A 19,827-nucleotide genomic window follows, 5' to 3' on the forward strand; every position below is an offset into this window, starting at 1 on the left:
CGCGGGGCGTAGCGTTCGGGACAGTTGTCCGTGCGAGGAGCGTCCCCATGACCAGCGTGTCCCTGAACATCCAGGCGTCGGCGACCGGCGGCGGACGCTCCGGAGCCTCGCCCGACGAGCACCTGGTCAAGCCCGGCGAGACCCTGTCGGGCATCGCGGCGGAGCGCGGCGTGTCGCTGGACGCCCTGATCCGCGCCAATCCGCAGATCGTCAATCCCAACCTGATCCGCCCCGGTCAGGTCCTCACTCTTCCGGCCGGCGGCGAGCCCCGCTCGTATCGTGTGGCCGACGGCGACACCCTGTCCAAGATCGGCGCCAACCTCGGCGTCTCCTGGCAGGCGATCGCCCAGGCGAACCACCTGGCCAATCCGAACCTGATCCATGTGGGGCAGGAACTGCGGGTCCCAGGCGCTGGCGCGGCGCCCGTGCGGGCCGGCGTGCGGACCGGGACGACGGCCGTTTCTCCCGCGACGCCGGTCCAGACCCAGGCCGCAAGCCGCCCCACGGGCGCCCTGCCCTCGACGGCGGGGCTCAGCGCCAGCCAGAAGTACGAGCTCTATGCCGGCTATGTGAACGCCTATGGCGGCGCGGAGGCCAAGGCCGACTTGGCCGCGGGCCGGCAGGTGATCCTGGGCCTGCGCACCGACACCGCCGTCAACATCAACGGCGGCAAGGGCGCCTATGACGACCGCGTCGTGGTGATTCAGGCCAACGCGTCCGGCGGAACCGCGACGGAGTTCTCGGCCAATACCGAGCCCTCCGGCCAGTACGACGGCCGCTTCGGTTCGGACTTCAATGGCGACGGCCGCCTGGAGCTGGGCCGCCTGGCCGAGGGCACGGTCAACTTCCAGAAAAGCCGCAGCGACAGCCTGGGCGACGTGCTGCGGCCGACGGGCCCTGTGAGCGTCGAACGCGACACCAACCACGACGGCCGGATCGACGCCACTGATCCGCGGGGCAAGGGTCAGAGCACCGACAATTCGTTCCTGTTCCACGCCGGCGGCAACAGCAACACCGGCTCGGCCGGTTGCCAGACCCTGAAGCCGGCCGACTTCCGCGCGTTCTGGAACGGTTTGGGCGATCAGAAGACCTTCAACTACGTGCTGGTGGATGTAGACCGCCACGCGGCGCCCGGCGGCGCCACGACCGTCCAGGCAGCGTACAGCGACAACGCCCAGCTGGGCGCCCTGTCCGAGCGGTACGAGACCGGCGGCCGCGGCCCCGGCACGGTGTCGTCGGGAGCCGGCGACCCGGGCGGGGTGTCCTACGGCAGCTACCAGCTGGCCGGAAACCTCGGGCGTCCGCAGCAGTTCCTGGCCAACGAGGGCCGGAGCTGGGCGGCGGAGTTCGGCGCCGCGGCTCCCGGCTCGGCCAGCTTCACGGCGACCTGGAAGGCGATCGCGGCGCGCGAACCCGAGGCGTTCAAGGCCGCCCAGCACGCCTATATCCAGCGCACCCACTACGACGTCCAGGTCGCCCACGTTCAGGCGGCCACGGGGTTGGATCTTTCGACCCGCTCGGCGGCCCTGAAGGACGTGGCCTGGTCGACCTCGGTGCAGCACGGCCCGGAGACCAACGCCATCGTCAAGGCGATGGCCAAGGTGGAGGCGCAGGGCGTCACGCCGTCGGACGGTCAGACCTATGACCGGGCGCTGATCAACGCGATCTACGACGAGCGCGGCAAGCGCGACGCCAGCGGCGGCCTGGCCTATTTCACCAGCTCTTCGGCCCAGGTCCAGGCCTCGATCGCGGCCCGGTTCGGCGACGAGCGGCGCGACGCCCTGGCGATGCTCGACCGATGAGCGCCGCGTGAGAACCGTCGGGACCTCGCCGCGTTGTCGGCTCATGCCCCCTCGCCTGTTTCCCCTGCTTGTCCTTGCCCTGGCCCTGGCCGGTTGCGAGCGCCCGGCGGCGGCAGTCGCTTCCCCCCCGCCTGACGCCGCCGCCGGATCCGCTTCCCAGACGGCGCCGGCCGCCAAGGCCTCGCCCGCCGGGACCTACGCCATGCAGGGCGATCGGCGCGCCGCCCTGACCCTCGCCCCGGCCGGCGCTGGATGGCGCGTCAGCCTCAAGGGGGGCTCCAGCGCGGCGGACGGCGCCGGGGCTGCGGCGGACTGTGAGATCGAGGCGGAAGGTCCGTTGAACAACCAGACGATCGAGGCCAGGGTCGTTCCCTTCGAAGGGACCGACCTGTCGGTCAGCGCCCAGGACCTGGCCGCCCGTCCCGCCGGCGTGAAGGTCGACCTTCGTCCGCAAGGCGCGATCGTCAGCACCGACTTCCAGGGCTGCGGCGTCGGCGCCGACCTTTCGGGCCGCTACGTCCGCGCCGGAGCGGCGCAGAAGGGCGTCGCCGCCCTGCGGCCGGGCGCCTCGATCGCCGATCTCCGCGCCGCCTATCCGGACGCCCGGCTGCAGATCGTCGAGGGTTATCCATGGGCCCGCTTCGCCGTCCGGCAGGACGGCCGCGCCACCGCGATCCTCACCTTCGACGGCGAGAACGAGGAACTGGCCGACGGACGCAACAGCATCCAGGCCATCGGCGCCGTGGTCGGCTGGGATGCGCTCAAGCCGAGTCTGCGGGTCACCAAGGTGGAGGCGGCCAAATCATGATCCGTCCGGTCGAACGCACCGCCAGCGCTGAGTTCTCGACCTCCTCGCCATCGACGACCGCCGCACGAGCCGGGGTGGCGCGGCTGGCGCTGGAGGCGATGGCCACCATCGCCGGCGCGGCCCTGGTCGATCCCCTGCGCGGCGGCGACCGCGCCGGCGCCGTGGCCCAGACCTGGTCCGAGCACGGCCAGAGCAGCATGGCGCAGGTCGGCGGCGACCTGCGCACTCTGGCGGCCCAGAGCGGCCAGACCGTGGCCGGCCGCCTGTCGGCCACATCGCCGGTCGACGCGGGCCGGATCGAGCGGGTGCTGGCCGACTTCGCCCGCGAGCTGCGCGCCCAGGCGATCGACAAGCCGCACATGACGCCGGCCGCCCTGGTCGAGCCGCTGATGCGGGCCATCGCCGCCGGCCTGCAACGCGATCCCGCTCCTGGCGCGGCCCGCGCCGACGCGGTGGAACAATTCGTGCGGATCATCGACGGCGCGACCCAGGACCTGCGCGACGCCTGCTAGAGCATCGCGCGGAAAAGTGGACGCCGGTTTTCCGCAAAAGGGATGCGAAAACAAAAGTCTAGAGTAAATCGTGCGATTTTGACTTTGCGCGATTTACTCTAGGCTCGAACGAAGCCGCCGGCGGTCAGGCGCAGCCCTCGCAGATCGACGCCCATCTCGCTTCGAAAGCGCGCCACCGCGGCGTCGCCAAGCCGCTTCTGGGTCGGCCAGTCGCCGCGCTTGAGGGCGTCGACATAGGCCGCCTGCTGGACCAGGAAGTTCAGCATCAAGGTCTCGGCGAATTCCTGGCGGCCAGGGTCGTCCAGGCGCGCGAACGCCGGATTGCCCGCCATGATGGCCCGGACCTGTTGGCGAACGGCCAGGACCTGGGCGCGGTCGCTGTCGGCGTTGTTGGCGATCACCCAGTTGAGGATCCAGTAGGCGGCCAAGGCGTCGGCCGCATCGCCCGGTCGCAGGCCATCGCCGCCGACCAGTTGCGCCCAGTCGCGCACCGGGTCGCCGCGCTCCAGCAGCTGCGCCACGCGACGCCCCTCTTCCGGACTGGTCTGCTTGCCCATCCAGTCGGCGAACTGACGCCGTACTCTGGCGCTGACCGCCGGGGCCGGACGATAGACAGTGGTGATCGAGGTCGAACGAGGCTGGCTCGGAGTCGGCGCCCGCCGGCTCGCCTCGCCCGGCCGCGCGCCGATGGCCGCCTCGACACGCTGCTGGTTGAGAATGTCCTTCAGGACATAGTCGTTCGGCAGAACGGTCGGCATGTCCTGGGCGTGGACGGACGTGACCGCGCCGGTCAGGGCCATGAGCAGCGCCAGGCCAATCGATCCCAGGATCTTCAAACCTTCGACTCCGGCGCCGGCGCGGTGGCGTCCGTGCGGGTCAGGTTCGCCAGGGCCGCGGCGGGCCGATCCAGCTTGTGGTGGAAGGCCAGGGTGACGTCCATCTGGGCCTGGCCGCGCATCTGCGTCCACCACTGGTCGTGGACCGCCGCCTGGAAATTGCCGTTGGTGCGCTCGGAGCGGGTTTCGATCGCCGGATCGGCGACCGTGTCGGCCGTGTCCTCCACCGCGCCCGCCGCGTCGTCGACCACGCCGCCGACGCCGTTCAGCAGCCCGCCCAGTCCTTCGGCGAGCAGCGCCCCCTCCAACGCGCCACGCTGAGCCGGCGGCAACCCTCGCAGGGCGGAGGTCAGCTCTGCGCGGTCGGCTTCGGCGAAGGCCGCGCCATCCAGTTCGCCGCTGCGCCGAAAACGGTCGACCGCCTCATCGAGACGGCCATCGCGGGCGGGAGCGGCGGCCGCGGCGCGCCCTGGGCCGGGAAGATCTTGCACGATCATGACGGAGCCTCCTGCTCCTAACCTGCGCCAAGCGGTCCGGCGCGACTATTGGGGTTTTCCCCAGCGGTCACGAAGCTTCAGCGCACGAAGCCGGCCGGGGTCAGCCTCAACTGGCGCAGATCGACGTTCATCTCGCTGCGGAAGCGCGCGACCGCGGCGTCCGAGAGCCGGCTGGCCAGGCTCTTGTCGCCCTTGGCCGTGGCGTCCGAAAACGCCGAGCCCTGGGCGACGAAATTGTACATGAACACCTCGGCCATCTCCTGCCTGGCGGCGTCGTCGAGACGGGCGAACTGCGGGTTCGCCCCGAGCGCCCGATAGACCTGGCCCCGGACGGCCTGGACCTGAGTGCGGTCGGTGAAGGGCACCTTGTTGGCGATCTGCCAGTTTTGCACCCAGTAAGCGGCCATCGCATCGGCCACGTCGCCCCGGCGCAGGCCATCGACCGAGACATGCTTTTCCCAGGCGCCGAGCAGATCGTTCTGCTGGACCGCCTGGCGCAGACGGGGACCGTTGGCGGGGTCGGTCTTGGCCACGAAATCGGCGAACTGGCTCTTGACCCGCGTGGTTACGGCGGGCGAGGCGCGGTAACGGGTGTTGACCGACACGGCCTGCCGCGACGCCGACAGTCCGGCGCCAGCGCCGCCGCCCACCCGGCGGGCGCCGCTTCCGCCCCCCCGCACAGTGTTGCCCAGCACGTTGTTCATCTGGCCGACGGCCATCATGGACGAGCCGAAGTCGATATACTGGCTGCCGATGCTGGGAAAGTCCTGGGCCGCGGCGGGAAGGCCCACGGCCAACACCATGGCGCTCAACACGGGGACAAGGCAGCGTTTCATCCGGCTTTCTCCAGTTTTTTCCAACCCTGACGTGCAATATTGACAACAAAACGACAGGCGGTCCAAGGACCGCCTGTCTTTCTGTACTGCAAAGCTTGAGCTTAACCCTTGCGGGCCAGGGCCGAGCCGGCTTCGCCGATGGACTTGATCGAGTTGTTCAGCGCTTGGCTGACCATGTTCATTTCCTGACCCAGAGCCTGGATCTCGGCGGTCAGCTGGCCGTACTTGGAGTCCTTGGAGTCCAGGCCGCCCAGCTGATCGGTCTTGGCCTTCATCTGACCCATCTTGTTGTCCATGACCTTGCCCAGCGCCTTGGCCAGGGCGACCAGGAAGCTGTCGCCCTTGGTCGACTTGGCTTCGCCGCCGTCGCGGACCTGATCGAGGATCGAGCGGGTCCAGCTTTGGGCCACGTCCTCGGCGGTGCGCTGCAGATCGCCCTGCTGCTGCGGGTTCAGGTTGAAGGCGTCGCCCGCGTTCTGCACGGCCTCGGTCAGGCTCTGGGCCGCGCCGCCCGGATTGCCGCTGGCGGCTTGGAAGACGCCTTGCGCCATGTCGATCACGCCTTGCGGGAGGCCCAGTTGCTGACCGACCTGCTGGATCACCTGGCTGGCGACCGAGCTGATGATCTGCTGGAAGATCGACTGGAAGGCCAGCGAGGTGCCGCCCGTCAGGGCCGCGAGGGCGACGGTGCTGAACAGGCTGCCGATGTTGAGACCGCCGCCGCTGAAGATACCGGACATGATTGGGACTCCGCGATGTGAAATCTGGCGCCTTGGGTCTGCCTGGCGCTCATCGCCGTGACCTGGCGATAGAAGACAACCATTCCGCGCCGTTCGTCAGAAGTCGGGGCGTTCCCTAGCTAGGGTTTTCCCTATCAGCCGGCGCAGGGCCGTCGGAGGCTGGGCGGCGCGGCGACGGGCCTGTTCGGCGGCGCTGGCTTCGGCCGCCAGTTCCTCGGGCGAGCGGGGCCGGCGGTCGAGGACCGTGATCTGGCCGGCCGTGACCCCCAGCAGGAACACTTCGTCGCGATAGGCCACCAGGGTCAGCCGCTCGCGCTGGCCCACCGGCAGAGCGCGCAGATAGCGGATCTGGTCGTCGCTGGGGGCGCCGGCCTGCAGGCGCTTCAGCAGCTTGAGGGAGAAGAACGCCAGGCCCAGCACGATGGCCAGGGCGACGGCGACCGTCAGCAGTTCGAGCAGCGCGCTGGCGAGGTTCACTGGGGCTCCTGATCAGGCCGGAAGCCGCCCTCCGGCGGCGGCGGGAAGATGGGGCCCGAAGCGGCGCCGTCCGGGCTGGAACGCGATTCGCCCGGCGAAGGTTCACCTGCCGCCTCCTCGCGCAGGCGGCGGGCCCAGAGGATGACCTCGGCGACAGCCGCGAACAGGTCCTGCGGGATGATGTCGTCGACGGCCACCTTGTCGCGCAGCGCCCTGGCCAGCTCGACATTGCGGATGATCGGCACGCCGCCGGCCTCGGCCGCCTCGCGCATGGCCTGGGCGATCAACCCCTCCCCCTTGCCCAGCAGTACCGGCACGGCGTGCTCCGCCGGGTCGTAGGCCAGAGCGCAGGCGATGTGGGTCGGGTTGACCACCAGCACCGAGGCGTCGCGCGCCGCCTGCACCGCGTTCTGCTGCGCCCACTCCTGGTGCAGCTGGCGGCGATGGGCCTTCACGTGGGGATCGCCCTCAGAATCCTTCATCTCCTGGCGGATGTCGCGACGGCTCATCCGCATCTTCTTGGTGAACGAGAACTTCTGGTAGGCGAAGTCCAGCATCGACACGAACAGGAACACCCCCACCGTACCGGCCAGGAGCTGGAAGGTGATCCCGCCATAGGCCGCCAGCGCGCCGTCGGCCTCGCCGGTCGGCACGGCCATCAGCTTGTCGAACGCCGCCGCGGCGACGATCCAGGTCAGCACCACCAGCAGCAGGGTCTTGGCCAGCGACTTGACCACCTCGAACAGGTTGTCGGTGTTGAACATCCGCTTGAGCCCCTCGCCGGGGTTCATGTGCGACATCTTCGGGCTCATCTTCTCCAGCGTGAAGACCGGCCCGACCTGGGCGAACTCGGCCAGCATGCCGAAGATCGCGATCGGCAGCAGCAGCATCGCCGTGATGGAGACGAAGGCCCTTCCTGCGGCGGCGCCGGCGATCGGCCAGGCCTCGGCGAACGGGCGGTCCATCACGGCGAAGATCTCGTCGAACAGCCCGCCCAGCCGGTCCAGGGTGAAGCCGGCCGCCATCAGCCCCAAGAGCAGCCAGGCGCCCAGGACGGCCGTCGAGGTGACGTCCTTGCTCTTGGGGACATCGCCTTTCTTGCGGGCGTCGGACAGGCGCTTGGGCGTCGGCTTTTCGGTCTTGTCGCCACCGTCATTCTTCTCAGCCATAGCGTGTGCTCACGAAGAAACGCCGGTCCTTGACCGTTGATCGGCCAACGAATTTGACGAGTTCATATCCAAATGGGGCAGAAAGATGACAACCTGAACCATAGATGATCATAAGCTTAAGCTTGGACTATCTCGCCATTATATCAGTATACCGCGCTTAAAAATTGTCACGAATGCGCAGTTGACAGGTCAGACAGCCTAAAGTTAACCTTTAAATCGTCGGGAAAACAGACGGGGCGCTACACGAGGGAACCAATGAATGCGCAAGTTCTGCGTAGCGCCAACTATTGCCTGTTTAATATTGATTTCATCCAGCTCAGCACTTGCTTATGAATGCGAGACGGAGGACGGGCTGAAATTCAGCTCAAGCCAGGCGCTCAACGAGAAGTTTTCCTTGGCGCTGGCCGATTGCAGGGTTGAAACTCAACCAACGGCGGCATCCGAACAGCTCAGGCTCTATGACGCGCCCGTCTCGGCGACTGCGGTCATCTCTGCGGGCCGGATGGTCCCGACGCCCACCGTCGTCGCCTCGCGGGGGCTGGCGGGAACCGCGCTCTATGCCAACCAGACCGCCGCGGTCGCCCGTGACTACAACATCGACCCGGACCTGTTGCGCGCCGTCATGCACGTGGAATCGCGGGGCAACGCCGCCGCCGTCTCGCCCAAGGGCGCCCGGGGCCTGATGCAGATCATGCCGGCCACGGCCAAGCGCTTCGGGGTCCGCGAACCGCTGGTCGAGCTGAGCGATCCGATGATCAACATCCGCACCGGCGCGGCCTATCTGAAGACCCTGCAGCACCGCTTCGGCAACAATCTGGAACTGGTGCTGGCGGCCTACAACGCCGGCGAGGGCGCGGTGATCAAGTACGGCCTGAAGACCCCGCCCTATCGCGAGACCCAGGGCTACGTGACCAGCGTCATGGGCCGGTACCGCACCCTCGTCTCGGCGCGCGGCAGCCAATAGGCGGGACGAAGGGCCGAAGCGATGAGCGTCGAATCCTATCTCAAGCGCCTGCAGCGCCGTCCCGATCAGGGCTTGGTCGCGCGGTTCAGCGACCTGTTCCTGGTCGCTGGCGTGGTGGCCATCGTCGGGCTGATGATCCTGCCGCTGCCGGCCCTGGCGCTGGACACCCTGGTGGCGGTCAACATCTGCTTCGGCGTGATGCTGCTGCTGGTGGCGATCTACATCTCGACCATCGTCGAGTTCTCGGTCTTTCCCAGCCTGCTGCTGATCACCACCCTGTATCGCCTGGCCCTGTCGATCGCCACGACCCGGATGATCCTGATCGAGGGCCACGCCGGGCATATCATCGACACTTTCGGGACCCTGGTGGCCGGCGGCAACCTGGTGGTCGGGCTGGTGGTGTTCCTGATCATCACCGTCGTGCAGTTCATCGTCATCGCCAAGGGCGCCGAACGGGTCGCCGAAGTGGCCGCGCGCTTCAGCCTGGACGCCATGCCGGGCAAGCAGCTGTCGATCGACAGCGACCTGCGCTCGGGCATGATCGACAAGGACGAGGCCAAGCGTCGCCGCCGCGTCCTGGAGATGGAAAGCAAGCTGCACGGCAGCCTCGATGGGGCGATGAAGTTCGTCAAGGGCGACGCCATCGCCAGCATCATCATCGTGGTGATCAACCTGCTGGGGGGCCTGGCCATCGGCATGATCCAGCAGGGGCTGGAGTTCGGCGCGGCGATCCACAAGTACTCGATCCTGACCATCGGCGACGGCATGGTCACCCAGATCCCGGCCCTGCTGGGCGCCATGGCCGCCGGCCTGATCGTCACCCGCACCACCGACGAGGACAGCGACAGCCACCTGGGCGACGCGGTGCGCAAGCAGTTCGCGGCCAAGCCCCGGGTGTTCCTTGTGTCGGGCGGCATCTGCTGGCTGATGGCCCTGATCCCCGGCTTCCCCGCCCCGGTGTTCCTGCTGCTGGGCGGCGTGGCCCTGGTCACCGGCGCCCTGCTGGACGTCGATCTGCGGTCCAGGCTGACCCGGCGGTTCGCCCCCGGGCGCGCCCTGGCCGAGGAGGCCAAGGCCCCGCCCGTCGCGGCCCAGACCCGAACCCTCGACGCCCAGCCGATCGTGCCCCTGCTGCTGGAGCTGGACGGCGACGGCGTGCGCCGCCACGAGGGCGCGGTCCTGGCCCGGGCGCTGGAGGAGGTGCTCGAAAGCTTCGAGGTCCGGCTCGGCGTCGCCCTGCCCCGCGCCTCGTTCCACTACGGCGAGCCCGCCGGTCCCGCCCGCTGGCGGCTGCTGGCCTTCGAGGCCCCGATCGGAGCGGGCGAGCTGGCGGACCCGTCGGACCTGTCCGCCCTGCAAGAGGCCGTGCGTCAGGCCCTGCGCCGCAACACCGGCCTGTTCGTCGGCATCCAGGAGGCCAGCACCCTGCTGAACCGGGCCGGCGCCGACTATCCTGAGGTGGTCAAGGAAGCCGCCCGCGCCCTGCCCCTGGCCCGCATCGCCGAGGTGATGCGCCGCCTTGCCGAGGAAGAAGTCCCGCTGCGGAACCTGCGCGACATCCTGGAATCCCTGGCCGACGCCGGCCAGCGCGAGAAGGATCCGTTCGCCCTGACCGAGTTCGCGCGGGTCGCCCTGCGCCGCCAGATCAGCCACCGCTACGCCCCGGACGGCGCCCTGCGGGCCGTGGTGCTGGAGCCGCCGCTGGAACAGCACCTGCGCGAGGCCATCCGCACCGGCGGGGGCGCCCAGCAGCTGGCGCTGGATCCGGAGATGTCGCGCCGGATCACCGACGCCATCCTGGCCAAGGTGGACGACACCCAGGCGCCGGTCCTGCTGGCCGCCATCGACCTGCGCCGGCATGTGCGCAAGCTGATCGAGCCCGCTCGCTTCGACTTGGGCGTGCTGTCGTTCCACGAGCTGCTGCCCACCCTGAAACTCGACATCGCCGGCCGCGTCGCCTTCCCGCGCGAGCCGCTGACCGTCGTGCCGAACGATCCCGAACCGCCCCAAACCGCGCCGGCCGCGGCCTGAACCTGGAGACGGAATGCGCCTACGACCGGACTACGCCACCGCTTCCCGCCGCGCCTGGCGAAAGACCTTGCTCGCCGCCGGCCTCGGCGCCGCCCTGCTGATCCCGCCGCCGGCCGCCGTCGCCGGCGAGGTCCCCCTGGGCGCGCGCACCGTGGACCTGACGGCGCGGGAGCAGCCGATCAGCCAGTTCCTGCAGAACTTCTACAGCCAGATCGGCGTGCCGGTGGTGATCTCGTCGTCGGTGGCCGGCACGATCAACGGTGTCTTCAAGGGCCCGGCCGCCAAGATCGACGCCGACGTCTCCAAGGCCTTCGATCTGGTCACCTATTACGACGGCGGCGCGGCCTATGTTTACACCGCCTCGCAGCTGTCCAGCCGCAGCTTCCCGATCTCGGCCTCGGCTTCGCGACGGGTGGACCGGGCGGCCCGGCAGCTGGGGATGCTGGACAATCGCAACACCCTGCGCGCCACCGGCGACATGCTGCTGGCGTCCGGCGCGCCGCGCTTCCTACAGCAGATCGACGAGCTGGCGCGCGGCGGGGCCCAGGCCGAGGCCGCCTCGCCGACCCTGCAGTACCGGGTGTTCTATCTGCGCTACGGCTGGGCCGACGACGTGAACCTGACGGTGGGCTCCAAGCAGGTGACCATTCCCGGCGTCGCCTCGATCGTGCGCTCGCTGGTCAATTCCGATCCCAACGAGCGCACCGGCGCCAGCGCCCGCAGCGAGAGCCTGATCCCCGCCGCGGTCCAGGGCCTGCGGGGCCAAGGCTTGGCGACGCTGGGCACGCCCAACCCAGGCGGTCCGGGCTACGCCAACGACCAAGGCACCCTGGGCCTGCCCCTGGCCAGCGAGCAGACGGGCGTCTACTCGCCGCAGAACCCGGTTCGGATCCAGGCCGACTCCCGGCTGAACGCCGTCATCGTCCGCGACGTGGCCGAGCGGATGTCGGCCTATGAGGAGCTGGTCCGGGCCCTCGACGTCGAGCCGCAGTTGCTGGAGATCGAGGCGGCGATCATCGACATCGACACCACCAAGGCCCGTGACCTGGGCGTCAACTGGCGGTTCGACGACGGCAACGGCGGCGTCCAGTTCGGCCGCGGCCCCAATGCGCCGGCCGGCCTGGAAGACAGCAACCTGGTGCGCGGCAACACCTCGCCCAAGTCGGCCACCGGCCTGGTGGCCTCGACGATCATCGGCAACGGCGACTATTTCTCGGCCCGGCTCAACGCCCTGGAGACCGAGGGCGTGGCCCGGGTCGTCTCACGGCCGCAGGTCGTCACCCTGTCCAATGTCGAGGCGGTGTTCCAGAACACCCGCGACTTCTACGTCCGCCTGGCCGGCGAGCGCGACGTCGACCTGTTCAACGTCAGCAGCGGCACCACGCTGCGGGTGACGCCGCACGTCACGCGCGACAACAACCAGACCCGGATCCGCATGCTGGTCAGCATCGAGGACGGGGCCCTGACCAACGCCAGCGTCGACAACATCCCGGTGGTCCGGCGCTCGGCGCTCAACACCCAGGCCCTGATCGTCGAAGGCCAGAGCCTGCTGCTGGGCGGCATGACCGTGCAGTCCGACACCAACGACTCCACCAAGATCCCGGTGCTGGGCAGCATTCCGGGCCTGGGGAACCTGTTCAAGGTGCAATCGCGCAGCAGCGGCCGCGTCGAGCGGATGTTCCTGATCACCCCGCGCCTGGCCTCGATCGGCGCGCGATCCACAACCCAGGCGGGCCTGCGCTACGAGGCCCCGGCCTCGGGCTTCGAGACCGCCCCCCTGCCCTCGGCCCCGCCCCTGCCCGTCGACCGCAAGAAGCCGCCCCGCGCGGCCAGGACCAGTCGCACGACGCAGCCTCCCGTCCCCCCGTCGGCGGCCCCGCCCGCCAGCGGCACGATGCAACCCATCCCCAACCCGAGTTAGGCGCCATGTTCGACACAGCCCTCGAAACGTCCTCGGAAACCCTCGTCCTCAAGGTGCTGGCCGGCCGCGTGCGGGGCGCCTCCGCCCCGCTCGGCGACGGCGAGCCGGTGGACCTTGGCCATGGCTTCGACGCCGACATCGTGCTGCGCGATCCCAGCGCCAAGGGGATCCGCGTCCGGCTGACGGCGCGGGAGGACGCCGCCGACCTTGAGATCCTGGAAGGCCGCGCCGAGATGCTCGGCCACGTCCTGGCCGCGCCGTCCCGAGCGGTGTTGCCGTTCTACGTGCCTCTGCTGGTCGGCGACAACGCCGTGGCCATCGGGCTGGAGGACAGTCCCCGCTGGGCCGAGGCCGAGCGGCTGCTGGCCACCGCCCCGCCGAGCGCCGCCCACGACGTCGCCGATGCCGACCACGATTATGGCGAGACGATCGCCCGCCGGCTATTCGACCGCACCGTGGCCGTGGTGCGCGGCACGCCGCACCTCGTGCCCGGCCTGGTGTTCGGCGCGGCCCTCGCCTGTGTGACCTACGCCGCCGCCAACGCCCCGATCTGGGGCGGTCCCCACGCCAGCGCCAGCCAGGTCCACGCCCTGCTGCGCGAGGAAGGCTACGGCGCCCTGGCGGTCAAGCCGGGCGAGGGCGACAAGCTTGTGATCGCCGGGGTGCTGAACCGCGAGGCCGACAAGGACCGGCTGCGCCAGATCGTCGACGCCCGCCAGGTGCCGGCCCGCATCGAGGTGCAGACCAGCGAGTCCCTGGCCCAGAACGTCGAGGACGTGTTCATGGCCAACGGCCTGGCCGCCACCGCCCGGCCCAACGGCCTGGCGCGGGTGCAGGTGCAGGTCACCGGCCCCGCCGAGGAAGTCGCCAAGGTGCAGAAGGTGGCGCTGGCCGACGTTCGTGGCCTGCGCGCCCTGGACATCTCGCGCGTCGACGGCGGCGACCGGTTCGGCAAGGTGTTCGACGAAGGTCCCGGCAAGCGGGTGGTGTCGGTGGTCGGCGGCGACGCCGGCTACGTCGCCACCGCCGACGGCGCCCGCTACTTCGCCGGCGCGATGCTGCCGACCGGCGACCGCATCGTGGCCGTCGAAAGCCAGGCGGTCACCGTCGAGAAGGGCGGGGCCCAGACCAAGCTGATGTTCTGAAATCCAATCCGAGAAGGAGAACGACCATGGCCGACGAAATCCAGGGGTTTGGCAGCCTCTCCCTGGCCTCCACCCTCCAGGGCACCAACAACAAGAACCGTCCCGGCACCTGGTTCGAGGCCATGGCCCACGCCTGGGGCCAGACGCTCGACGCCCAGGCGGTCAAGATCACCGAACTGGCCGACCAGATCGGCCCGGGCGGCGAGGACAAGCCCTCGGTCATGGCCATGCTCACCGCCGAGAGCCTGCGCATGAACTTCATGGCCAATTCCGAATCCACCTCGGTCGACAGCGTCGGCCGGGCCCTCGAAACCATGGCCCGCAAGAACTAGCGGTCCCTCAATCGGAAGAGACGTCATGTCCTTCGATCCCGTTTCGGCGGCGGCCCTGGTCGCCCCGCAGGAAGCCCAGGTCACCCAGGTCGGCTACGGCGCGACCATGACCGACGCGGTCCAGTTCCAGAACGCCCTGCACACCGCCGGCGCCCAGGCCCCGTCGGGGCTCGGTGGTCCCGAAGCCCTGGCTCCGGCCATGAAGGGCATCTTCAACCAGCTGGAGTTCGTCAACGGCCAGGCCTCGAACCTGGCGGCCCACGCCAGGGCGGCCGAGGCCAAGGGCGCGGCGATCACGCCCGGCGAGATGATCGGCCTGACCGTCCAGTGCCACGAGTTCATGTTCAACTGCCAGCTGACCTCGAACATCGCCAACCGCACGTCCGACGGCCTGCAGCAGTTGTTCCGGCAACAGGCCTAGGAGGCAGCCATGCGCAGGAGCCTTCTGGCCGTCCTGGCCGCCACCGCCCTGCTCCTCTCGGCCTGCGCCGAGAAGGAACTCTACGGCGATCTCTCCGAACGCGAGGCCAACGAGATGGTCGCCGTGCTGCAGAACGCCGGCGTGTCGGCCGCCAAGAGCACCAAGGACGGCAAGGTCTGGACCCTCAAGACCCGGCCCGAGCAATTCTCGTCCGCCGTGGCCGTGCTGCACGACCAGGGCTATCCCCGCGACAAGTTCGAGAGCCTGGGCGACGTCTTCAAGAAGGAGGGCTTCGTCTCCTCGCCGATGGAGCAGCGGGCCCGGCTGATGTACGGCCTCAGCCAGGAGCTGAGCCAGACCATCTCGTCGATCGACGGCGTGGTCCAGGCGCGGGTGCATATCGCCGTGCCCGAGGCCGACCCGCTGGCCGAGACCCAGAAACCGTCGTCGGCCTCGGTGTTCATCCGCCACAATCCCGACGTCGACCTGTCGGGCCAGGTGGGTTCGATCAAGGCGCTGGTCACCAACTCGATCGAGGGCCTGCCCTACGACAAGGTGACGGTGGTGATGTTCCCGGCCCGGCCGGTGATGACCCAGGCCCAACCCTCGGCCGTCAAGTCCCTGACCGTGCCGGCCATCGCCGTGGTGCTGGCCGTGGGCGGGGTGGCGGCCTACCTGCTGACTCGCCGTCCGAAGAAGAAGCCACGGCCCCGCCTGCGCGCGGTCGAGACCGAGAGGCCGGCGGCATGAGCGGCGCCGACGCCCGAGCCCGGATCGTGGCCCAGGCGCGCGTGCTCGACGCCGCCGGCGCGCCGGCCGGCCTCCCGGTCGACCTGGGCGCCCGGGCTCGCCGCCTGTCGCGCCGGCTGGCCGAGCACGCCGGACGCGGCTGCGCCCCGGCGGTGGCGTTCGCCGACGTCGCCGCCCTGCCCGACTGGGCGTCCTGGCCGGTCGAGCGCCGCGACCTGTTCGTCCACCTGGCCGCCGCCATGGCCTGCGCGCCCGCCCTTCGCCGCACGATCGACGGCCGCGTTCTGGCCCGCCTGGCGCGTCGGCTGGGCGAGGCGACGCTGGATGCGGTGCTGGCCACGCCGCCCGGCCTGATCCCGCCCTCGCCCTGCGACACCGCGCTGGCCAGCGACGAGGGCCTGCGCGACCTGGGCGCGGCGGTGCTGCTGTCGGAGCTGGCGGACCGCCCCGCCCTGTCGATGCGCCTGGCCCACCTTCTGGACGCCCAGCCCTGGCCCTTGCCGGCCGCCGTCGGCCAGGCCGCCCTGCACGCCGCGCGCGGAAGTCTGCTGGCTCTCGAGGCCGGCCTGATGGAGGCCGCCGCATGAGCTACCTGCTGCTCGCCTCCGCCCCCTCCGCGGTCCTGCTGACCGACGACCCGATCCTGCGCCGCGAGGACGTCGCCCACCTCGCCGAGGCCGCCGAGGTTGTTGCGGGCCTGGAGGCCCACCGCCAGGCCGCGCGCGACACCGCCGTCGCCGAAGGCTTCACCCAGGGCCGCGCGGAGGGCGCCGCCAAGGCCGCACGCGAGACCGCCGAGACCTTGGCCGGCGTGCACAACGCTCTGCAGGCCGAACGGGCTCGCCTGCGCGCCTCGTCCGCCGCCCTGGCCCTGGACATCGTCCGCCGCATCGCCGCCGGCCTGGCGCCCGAGGAGGTGCTGGCCGCCCTGGCCGAACAGGCCGCGCGCGACCTGCTGCCCGAGGAGCCGATCGGCGTCCGCGTCGCGCCCGAGGCGGTCGGCGCCGTCAGCCGCCGCCTGTGGCCGATCGGAGCGCGGATCGAGGTGCAGGGCGATCCCGACCTGGCGACCGGCGACTGCGTGCTCGACACCCCGTCAGGCCGTACCCACGCCGGGCTCGAGGTCCAGCTGCAGGCCCTGGAGACCGTATTCGCCGCCCGCGACGAGGCCGCCGCATGACCGCGCCCGACGCCATCCTGCGCGACGCCCTGCGCCATGCCCGCACCGTCGAACGGCGCGGCCGGGTCGTCCAGGCCTTCGGGACCACGATCCGCGCCACGGGCCTGGACGCCCGCATCGGCCAGGAGTGCGAGATCGTCGACCGCGCCAGCGGCGGTCGCGTGAAGGCCCAGGTGGTCGGCTTCCAGGACGGCGCGGCCATCCTGACGCCCCTGACGCGGCTGGAAGGCCTGTCGATCGACGCCGAGGTTCTGGCCGGCCCGCGCCGCAGCGAAGTCGGGGTCGGCGACGGCCAGCTGGGCCGGGTGCTGGACGCCCATGGCGAACCCCTGGACGGCCTGGGCCCGATCGCCGGTCCGCTGCGCCCGCAGGCGGTCTATGGCGAGGCGCCCAATCCCCTGGCCCGCGCGCCGATCGACACCGTCTTCGCCACCGGCGTGCGCAGCGTCGACACCCTGCTGACCACCGGCGAAGGCCAGAGGGTCGGGGTGTTCGCCATGGCTGGCGGCGGCAAGTCGACCCTGCTGGGCATGTTCGCGCGCCACGCCCAGGCCGACGTCAATGTCATCGCCCTGATCGGCGAACGCGGGCGCGAGGTGCGCGAGTTCCTCGACGACTGCCTGGGTCCGGAAGGCCTGGCGCGCTCGGTGGTGATCGTCTCGACCTCCGATCGGCCGGCCATGGAGCGGGTGCGCGCCGCCCACGTCGCCACCGCCATCGCCGAGGGCTTCCGGGCCCGGGGCCGCAAGGTCATGCTGCAGATGGACAGCGTCACCCGCTTCGCCCGAGCCCTGCGCGAGATCGGCCTGTCGGTGGGCGAGCCCGCGGTGCGCCGGGGATTTCCGCCGTCGGTCTTCGCCGAGTTGCCGCGGCTGTTCGAACGGGCCGGCGCGGCCGAGGGCGGTGCGATCACCGCCTTCTACACGGTGCTGGTCGAGGACGAGGACGGCGGCGACCCGGTCGGCGAGGAGGTCCGCTCGATCCTGGACGGCCACATCTATCTGTCGCGCAAGCTCGGCCAGGCCGGCCACTATCCGGCGATCGACATCGCCGCCAGCCTCAGCCGAGTGTTCCCGCGCGTGACCTCGACCGGGCACCAGGCTCAGGCGGCCAGGGTGCGCGGCTGGATGGCCAAGTACGCCGACATCGAATTCCTGTTGCAGATCGGCGAGTACAAGGCCGGCGGCGACCCGCTGGCCGACATCGCCATCGCCAGGCGGCCGGCGATCGAGGCCCTGCTGCGCCAGGGTCCGCACGAGCGCATCGCCCTGGCCGACGCCCTGGCGACCCTGGCGGAGACCGCCGCATGAACCCGCGCCGCCAACTGGACATCCTGACCCCCGTGGTCCGTCTGCGCGAGCGACGGGTCGAGGTCGCGCGCCTGGAGGCGATCGCGGCCCGCGACGCCCTGACCGCCGCCGAGGACGCCCTGGCCGCCCGCGACCGCGCCGTCGCCGCCCACGACGCCGCCCTGGCTCGCCTGGACGCCTGGTTCGCCGAAGGCCTGTCCGGCTCGGTCGCCATGGTCGAGACCGCCTTGGCCCGCCGCGAGATGGTCGCCGAGACCCGGGCTCGCGACCTGGACCTGCGCGAGCAGGAACGCCTCGCCGTCCAGCAGGCGCGGGAGGACCTCGACGCCGCCCTGCGGACGCTGGTCCGCGCCCAGGGTCGGTTCGAGGCGATGAGCGGCCAGCGCGACCGCGCCCGCTCGGCCCTGCTGGCTCGGCGCGACGAGCGTCAGCAGCAGGAGATCGAGGAACTGCCCATCCGGAGGGCCACGCGATGACCACCACCCGCGACGTCTCGTCGGCCGAACGTCCGACCCCGCCTCAGCACCATCCGGCCAGCGAGCCGGCCACGCCGTGGCGCGGGGCCGAGTTCAACGCCGCCTTGCGACAGGCGGCCGAACGCCATGCGCCGGCGGCCCGCCAACAGCCGTCCCGCACCGAACGCGAGGACGAGGACAGGACCGAGGACGGCGCCGATCTGTCCGCCCTGTTCGGTCCCGCCCGCGACTTCCAGAGCGCCGACGCCGCCTCGACCGACAAGCCGCCCGTCGAAGGCGTCGGCGTGCCCGGCGCGGCGCATGGTGCGGCCGAACCCGTCGTCGTCCAGCCGCCGGCCGGGGCCACGGGGGCGGAGATCGAGGCCTTCGCCGCGGCCATGGAGAAGGCCTGGCTGGCGGCCGGGGGCAACGCCTCCAAGGGCGTGGCCATGGGCCTGGCCGATCGCGGCTCGCCGTTGACGGGCCTGGGCCTGGCGCGCGGCGCGGACGGATCGCTCTCCCTCACCCTCGCCGCCCATCCCAACGCCACGCCCGAGGTGACCAAGGCGCTGGAAGCCCTGCGCAAGCGACTGGAGGTGCGGGGCCTGACCCTGGCCGACCTGCAGGTCGAGGCGGACGACGGCGACTTCGAGCGCCTGATTCCGAAGGTGCGCTGATGAGCTCAGCGGAGCGGAAGACCCCAGCGCGCGGCGCCCCGGTCGGCCTCGGCCGCGCGAGCCACGGCGCGCGCCACCTCGGCAGGAGCGTCGCCGGCCGCCCAGCGCTCGGCCAGGGTCTCGATCAGGCGACGGGTCTGGGCGTTGTGCAGGCCCTCGGTCGGGTCGCTGGCGTCGGCGCGCAGCTTGTCGACATAGAGGGCCGCCGCCCGGGGCGATGCCGAGATCAGGTCGACCAGATAGGTCGCCGCCGTCTCGAAGGCCTCGCCGCTCAGGGCCTCGTCGCTGACGTCGCGCACCAGCCAGACGCAGAGGAACTCCAGCGGTCCGACATTGCGGCTGTTGGTGCGCAGCGGACCGTCCAGCCCCAACCCTGCGAAGCCGCCAGCGCCCCAGGCGGGCAGCCGCGTCGAGGGCAGGCGCGCGGTCATCAGGGCCTGGGCCAGGGCGTCGGCGCCCAGCACCTTGACCTCGCGGTCACCGAAATGGTCGACGGCGGCCAGCAGCTTGGCGAAGCCGGGATACAGCGCCTCGCCCAGGTCAAGGCATACGCGCTCCAGCACGTCGACCCGGCCATCGAGGGTGGGTTGCGCCTGCAGGCCCTCGACCAGGGCCTGGGCGGCGCCGAACCAGTCCGGCTCGGCCTTGAGGATGCGTTCGGCCATGACGCCGGGAAGCTAGCCTCAGCCGAAGCCGTTGTCGCGGGTGTCGGTGAGGCGATCACTGACGGCGCGGGCGGTGCTCTCCAGATCGCGATGGGCGGACGAAAGGCTCAAGGCCCCGTCCTGGCGCGAGAAGGCCGAGAAATCGCCGAACGCCTGGCCCTGACGGCCGGCGGCGGACGGCGAGGCGCTGTCCAGGCCCCGGGCCCAGACGCCGGAGACGGCGTTGGCGTCGATGCGGATGGTGGACATGGCGGACTCCTTCGCAGCCTGGATACGGCTGAGAACGCGCGGACGCCATT

At 70.8% G+C, this 19,827-nt stretch carries 23 protein-coding genes; 15 read left to right on the top strand and 8 right to left on the bottom strand.

Going from position 1 to position 19,827, the window contains the following annotated elements; translation table 11 throughout:
* Positions 1 to 47 precede the first annotated feature (47 nt).
* Genes EV278_RS06215 through EV278_RS06225 form a run of 3 tightly spaced genes read left to right on the top strand, consistent with a single transcriptional unit; the run spans position 48 to position 3,122 of the window.
* On the top strand, positions 48 to 1,802 hold the full coding sequence (locus tag EV278_RS06215) for a LysM peptidoglycan-binding domain-containing protein (RefSeq protein WP_132088134.1): 1,755 nt from the start codon (positions 48 to 50) through the stop codon (positions 1,800 to 1,802).
* Positions 1,803 to 1,845: 43 nt separating this feature from the next.
* Complete coding sequence (locus EV278_RS06220; protein WP_132088137.1) at positions 1,846 to 2,610, top strand: hypothetical protein; 765 nt, start codon at positions 1,846 to 1,848, stop codon at positions 2,608 to 2,610.
* Positions 2,607 to 3,122 (top strand): hypothetical protein, encoded by a 516-nt coding sequence (locus tag EV278_RS06225; protein ID WP_132088140.1) that lies wholly within the window; start codon positions 2,607 to 2,609, stop codon positions 3,120 to 3,122. Before EV278_RS06220 ends, EV278_RS06225 begins: the two co-directional genes overlap by 4 nt.
* Before the next feature lie 98 nt (positions 3,123 to 3,220).
* Here EV278_RS06225 and EV278_RS06230 read toward each other — a convergent pair whose 3' ends face one another.
* The 6 genes from EV278_RS06230 to sctU form a co-directional block, all read right to left on the bottom strand.
* On the bottom strand, positions 3,221 to 3,958 hold the full coding sequence (locus EV278_RS06230) for a DUF6683 family protein (protein WP_132088143.1): 738 nt from the start codon (positions 3,956 to 3,958) through the stop codon (positions 3,221 to 3,223).
* Complete coding sequence (locus EV278_RS06235; RefSeq protein ID WP_132088146.1) at positions 3,955 to 4,455, bottom strand: hypothetical protein; 501 nt, start codon at positions 4,453 to 4,455, stop codon at positions 3,955 to 3,957. The genes EV278_RS06230 and EV278_RS06235 overlap by 4 nt, the downstream gene beginning before the upstream one ends.
* A 77-nt stretch (positions 4,456 to 4,532) precedes the next feature.
* Positions 4,533 to 5,291 carry a DUF6683 family protein gene (locus tag EV278_RS06240; RefSeq protein WP_132088149.1) on the bottom strand — a complete coding sequence of 253 codons (759 nt, stop codon included), beginning with the start codon at positions 5,289 to 5,291 and terminating at the stop codon, positions 4,533 to 4,535.
* A gap of 101 nt (positions 5,292 to 5,392) precedes the next feature.
* The gene (locus EV278_RS06245) at positions 5,393 to 6,031 is read right to left on the bottom strand and encodes a hypothetical protein (protein ID WP_132088152.1); all 639 of its coding nucleotides are present in this window, start codon (positions 6,029 to 6,031) and stop codon (positions 5,393 to 5,395) included.
* A gap of 96 nt (positions 6,032 to 6,127) precedes the next feature.
* On the bottom strand, positions 6,128 to 6,508 hold the full coding sequence (fliO, locus tag EV278_RS06250) for a flagellar biosynthetic protein FliO (protein WP_132088154.1): 381 nt from the start codon (positions 6,506 to 6,508) through the stop codon (positions 6,128 to 6,130).
* Entirely contained in the window at positions 6,505 to 7,677 is a 1,173-nt protein-coding gene (gene sctU / locus EV278_RS06255) for a type III secretion system export apparatus subunit SctU (RefSeq protein ID WP_132088157.1), read from the bottom strand. The genes fliO and sctU overlap by 4 nt, the downstream gene beginning before the upstream one ends.
* 502 nt (positions 7,678 to 8,179) lie before the next feature.
* Between sctU and EV278_RS06260 the strand changes: the two genes are divergently transcribed.
* Genes EV278_RS06260 through EV278_RS06315 form a run of 12 tightly spaced genes read left to right on the top strand, consistent with a single transcriptional unit; the run spans position 8,180 to position 18,863 of the window.
* The gene (locus tag EV278_RS06260; RefSeq protein WP_132088160.1) at positions 8,180 to 8,641 is read left to right on the top strand and encodes a lytic transglycosylase domain-containing protein; all 462 of its coding nucleotides are present in this window, start codon (positions 8,180 to 8,182) and stop codon (positions 8,639 to 8,641) included.
* A gap of 21 nt (positions 8,642 to 8,662) precedes the next feature.
* On the top strand, positions 8,663 to 10,672 hold the full coding sequence (locus tag EV278_RS06265) for a flagellar biosynthesis protein FlhA (protein ID WP_132088163.1): 2,010 nt from the start codon (positions 8,663 to 8,665) through the stop codon (positions 10,670 to 10,672).
* A 13-nt stretch (positions 10,673 to 10,685) separates the two neighbouring features.
* Positions 10,686 to 12,593 (top strand): type III secretion system outer membrane ring subunit SctC, encoded by a 1,908-nt coding sequence (gene sctC / locus EV278_RS06270; protein ID WP_132088166.1) that lies wholly within the window; start codon positions 10,686 to 10,688, stop codon positions 12,591 to 12,593.
* Positions 12,594 to 12,598: 5 nt separating this feature from the next.
* A complete protein-coding gene (locus EV278_RS06275; protein ID WP_132088169.1) occupies positions 12,599 to 13,738 on the top strand; it encodes a hypothetical protein in 1,140 nt (379 codons plus the stop codon).
* A 26-nt stretch (positions 13,739 to 13,764) separates the two neighbouring features.
* Positions 13,765 to 14,070, top strand: a complete 306-nt coding sequence (locus tag EV278_RS06280; protein WP_243692105.1) for a hypothetical protein — start codon at positions 13,765 to 13,767, stop codon at positions 14,068 to 14,070.
* Between the two features lie 25 nt (positions 14,071 to 14,095).
* A complete protein-coding gene (locus EV278_RS06285) occupies positions 14,096 to 14,491 on the top strand; it encodes a hypothetical protein (protein ID WP_132088172.1) in 396 nt (131 codons plus the stop codon).
* A 9-nt stretch (positions 14,492 to 14,500) separates the two neighbouring features.
* On the top strand, positions 14,501 to 15,241 hold the full coding sequence (gene sctJ / locus EV278_RS06290; protein ID WP_132088175.1) for a type III secretion inner membrane ring lipoprotein SctJ: 741 nt from the start codon (positions 14,501 to 14,503) through the stop codon (positions 15,239 to 15,241).
* Positions 15,238 to 15,828, top strand: a complete 591-nt coding sequence (locus EV278_RS06295; RefSeq protein ID WP_132088178.1) for a hypothetical protein — start codon at positions 15,238 to 15,240, stop codon at positions 15,826 to 15,828. Before sctJ ends, EV278_RS06295 begins: the two co-directional genes overlap by 4 nt.
* Positions 15,825 to 16,421 carry a FliH/SctL family protein gene (locus EV278_RS06300; RefSeq protein ID WP_132088181.1) on the top strand — a complete coding sequence of 199 codons (597 nt, stop codon included), beginning with the start codon at positions 15,825 to 15,827 and terminating at the stop codon, positions 16,419 to 16,421. Before EV278_RS06295 ends, EV278_RS06300 begins: the two co-directional genes overlap by 4 nt.
* Positions 16,418 to 17,731 (top strand): FliI/YscN family ATPase, encoded by a 1,314-nt coding sequence (locus EV278_RS06305; RefSeq protein WP_132088184.1) that lies wholly within the window; start codon positions 16,418 to 16,420, stop codon positions 17,729 to 17,731. The genes EV278_RS06300 and EV278_RS06305 overlap by 4 nt, the downstream gene beginning before the upstream one ends.
* Positions 17,728 to 18,207 carry a hypothetical protein gene (locus tag EV278_RS06310; RefSeq protein WP_132088187.1) on the top strand — a complete coding sequence of 160 codons (480 nt, stop codon included), beginning with the start codon at positions 17,728 to 17,730 and terminating at the stop codon, positions 18,205 to 18,207. Before EV278_RS06305 ends, EV278_RS06310 begins: the two co-directional genes overlap by 4 nt.
* Positions 18,204 to 18,863, top strand: coding sequence for a hypothetical protein (locus EV278_RS06315; RefSeq protein ID WP_132088190.1), 660 nt, complete (start codon positions 18,204 to 18,206; stop codon positions 18,861 to 18,863). The genes EV278_RS06310 and EV278_RS06315 overlap by 4 nt, the downstream gene beginning before the upstream one ends.
* Positions 18,864 to 18,868: 5 nt before the next feature.
* On the opposite strand, the gene EV278_RS06320 is transcribed toward EV278_RS06315, so the two are convergent.
* Entirely contained in the window at positions 18,869 to 19,528 is a 660-nt protein-coding gene (locus EV278_RS06320) for a hypothetical protein (RefSeq protein ID WP_132088193.1), read from the bottom strand.
* Between the two features lie 18 nt (positions 19,529 to 19,546).
* Positions 19,547 to 19,777, bottom strand: coding sequence for a hypothetical protein (locus EV278_RS06325; RefSeq protein WP_132088196.1), 231 nt, complete (start codon positions 19,775 to 19,777; stop codon positions 19,547 to 19,549).
* Positions 19,778 to 19,827 lie beyond the last annotated feature (50 nt).

Source organism: Caulobacter sp. BK020, assembly GCF_004342605.1.
Taxonomy (GTDB): domain Bacteria; phylum Pseudomonadota; class Alphaproteobacteria; order Caulobacterales; family Caulobacteraceae; genus Caulobacter.

Coding starts and splice junctions, on each gene's coding strand:
- EV278_RS06215 (WP_132088134.1), top strand. CDS start 48: ATGACCAGCGTGTCCCTGAACATCCAGGCGTCGGCGACCGGCGGCGGA.
- EV278_RS06220 (WP_132088137.1), top strand. CDS start 1,846: ATGCCCCCTCGCCTGTTTCCCCTGCTTGTCCTTGCCCTGGCCCTGGCC.
- EV278_RS06225 (WP_132088140.1), top strand. CDS start 2,607: ATGATCCGTCCGGTCGAACGCACCGCCAGCGCTGAGTTCTCGACCTCC.
- EV278_RS06235 (WP_132088146.1), bottom strand. CDS start 4,455: ATGATCGTGCAAGATCTTCCCGGCCCAGGGCGCGCCGCGGCCGCCGCT.
- EV278_RS06240 (WP_132088149.1), bottom strand. CDS start 5,291: ATGAAACGCTGCCTTGTCCCCGTGTTGAGCGCCATGGTGTTGGCCGTG.
- EV278_RS06245 (WP_132088152.1), bottom strand. CDS start 6,031: ATGTCCGGTATCTTCAGCGGCGGCGGTCTCAACATCGGCAGCCTGTTC.
- sctU (WP_132088157.1), bottom strand. CDS start 7,677: ATGGCTGAGAAGAATGACGGTGGCGACAAGACCGAAAAGCCGACGCCC.
- EV278_RS06260 (WP_132088160.1), top strand. CDS start 8,180: ATGGTCCCGACGCCCACCGTCGTCGCCTCGCGGGGGCTGGCGGGAACC.
- EV278_RS06265 (WP_132088163.1), top strand. CDS start 8,663: ATGAGCGTCGAATCCTATCTCAAGCGCCTGCAGCGCCGTCCCGATCAG.
- sctC (WP_132088166.1), top strand. CDS start 10,686: ATGCGCCTACGACCGGACTACGCCACCGCTTCCCGCCGCGCCTGGCGA.
- EV278_RS06275 (WP_132088169.1), top strand. CDS start 12,599: ATGTTCGACACAGCCCTCGAAACGTCCTCGGAAACCCTCGTCCTCAAG.
- EV278_RS06280 (WP_243692105.1), top strand. CDS start 13,765: ATGGCCGACGAAATCCAGGGGTTTGGCAGCCTCTCCCTGGCCTCCACC.
- EV278_RS06285 (WP_132088172.1), top strand. CDS start 14,096: ATGTCCTTCGATCCCGTTTCGGCGGCGGCCCTGGTCGCCCCGCAGGAA.
- sctJ (WP_132088175.1), top strand. CDS start 14,501: ATGCGCAGGAGCCTTCTGGCCGTCCTGGCCGCCACCGCCCTGCTCCTC.
- EV278_RS06295 (WP_132088178.1), top strand. CDS start 15,238: ATGAGCGGCGCCGACGCCCGAGCCCGGATCGTGGCCCAGGCGCGCGTG.
- EV278_RS06300 (WP_132088181.1), top strand. CDS start 15,825: ATGAGCTACCTGCTGCTCGCCTCCGCCCCCTCCGCGGTCCTGCTGACC.
- EV278_RS06305 (WP_132088184.1), top strand. CDS start 16,418: ATGACCGCGCCCGACGCCATCCTGCGCGACGCCCTGCGCCATGCCCGC.
- EV278_RS06310 (WP_132088187.1), top strand. CDS start 17,728: ATGAACCCGCGCCGCCAACTGGACATCCTGACCCCCGTGGTCCGTCTG.
- EV278_RS06315 (WP_132088190.1), top strand. CDS start 18,204: ATGACCACCACCCGCGACGTCTCGTCGGCCGAACGTCCGACCCCGCCT.
- EV278_RS06320 (WP_132088193.1), bottom strand. CDS start 19,528: ATGGCCGAACGCATCCTCAAGGCCGAGCCGGACTGGTTCGGCGCCGCC.
- EV278_RS06325 (WP_132088196.1), bottom strand. CDS start 19,777: ATGTCCACCATCCGCATCGACGCCAACGCCGTCTCCGGCGTCTGGGCC.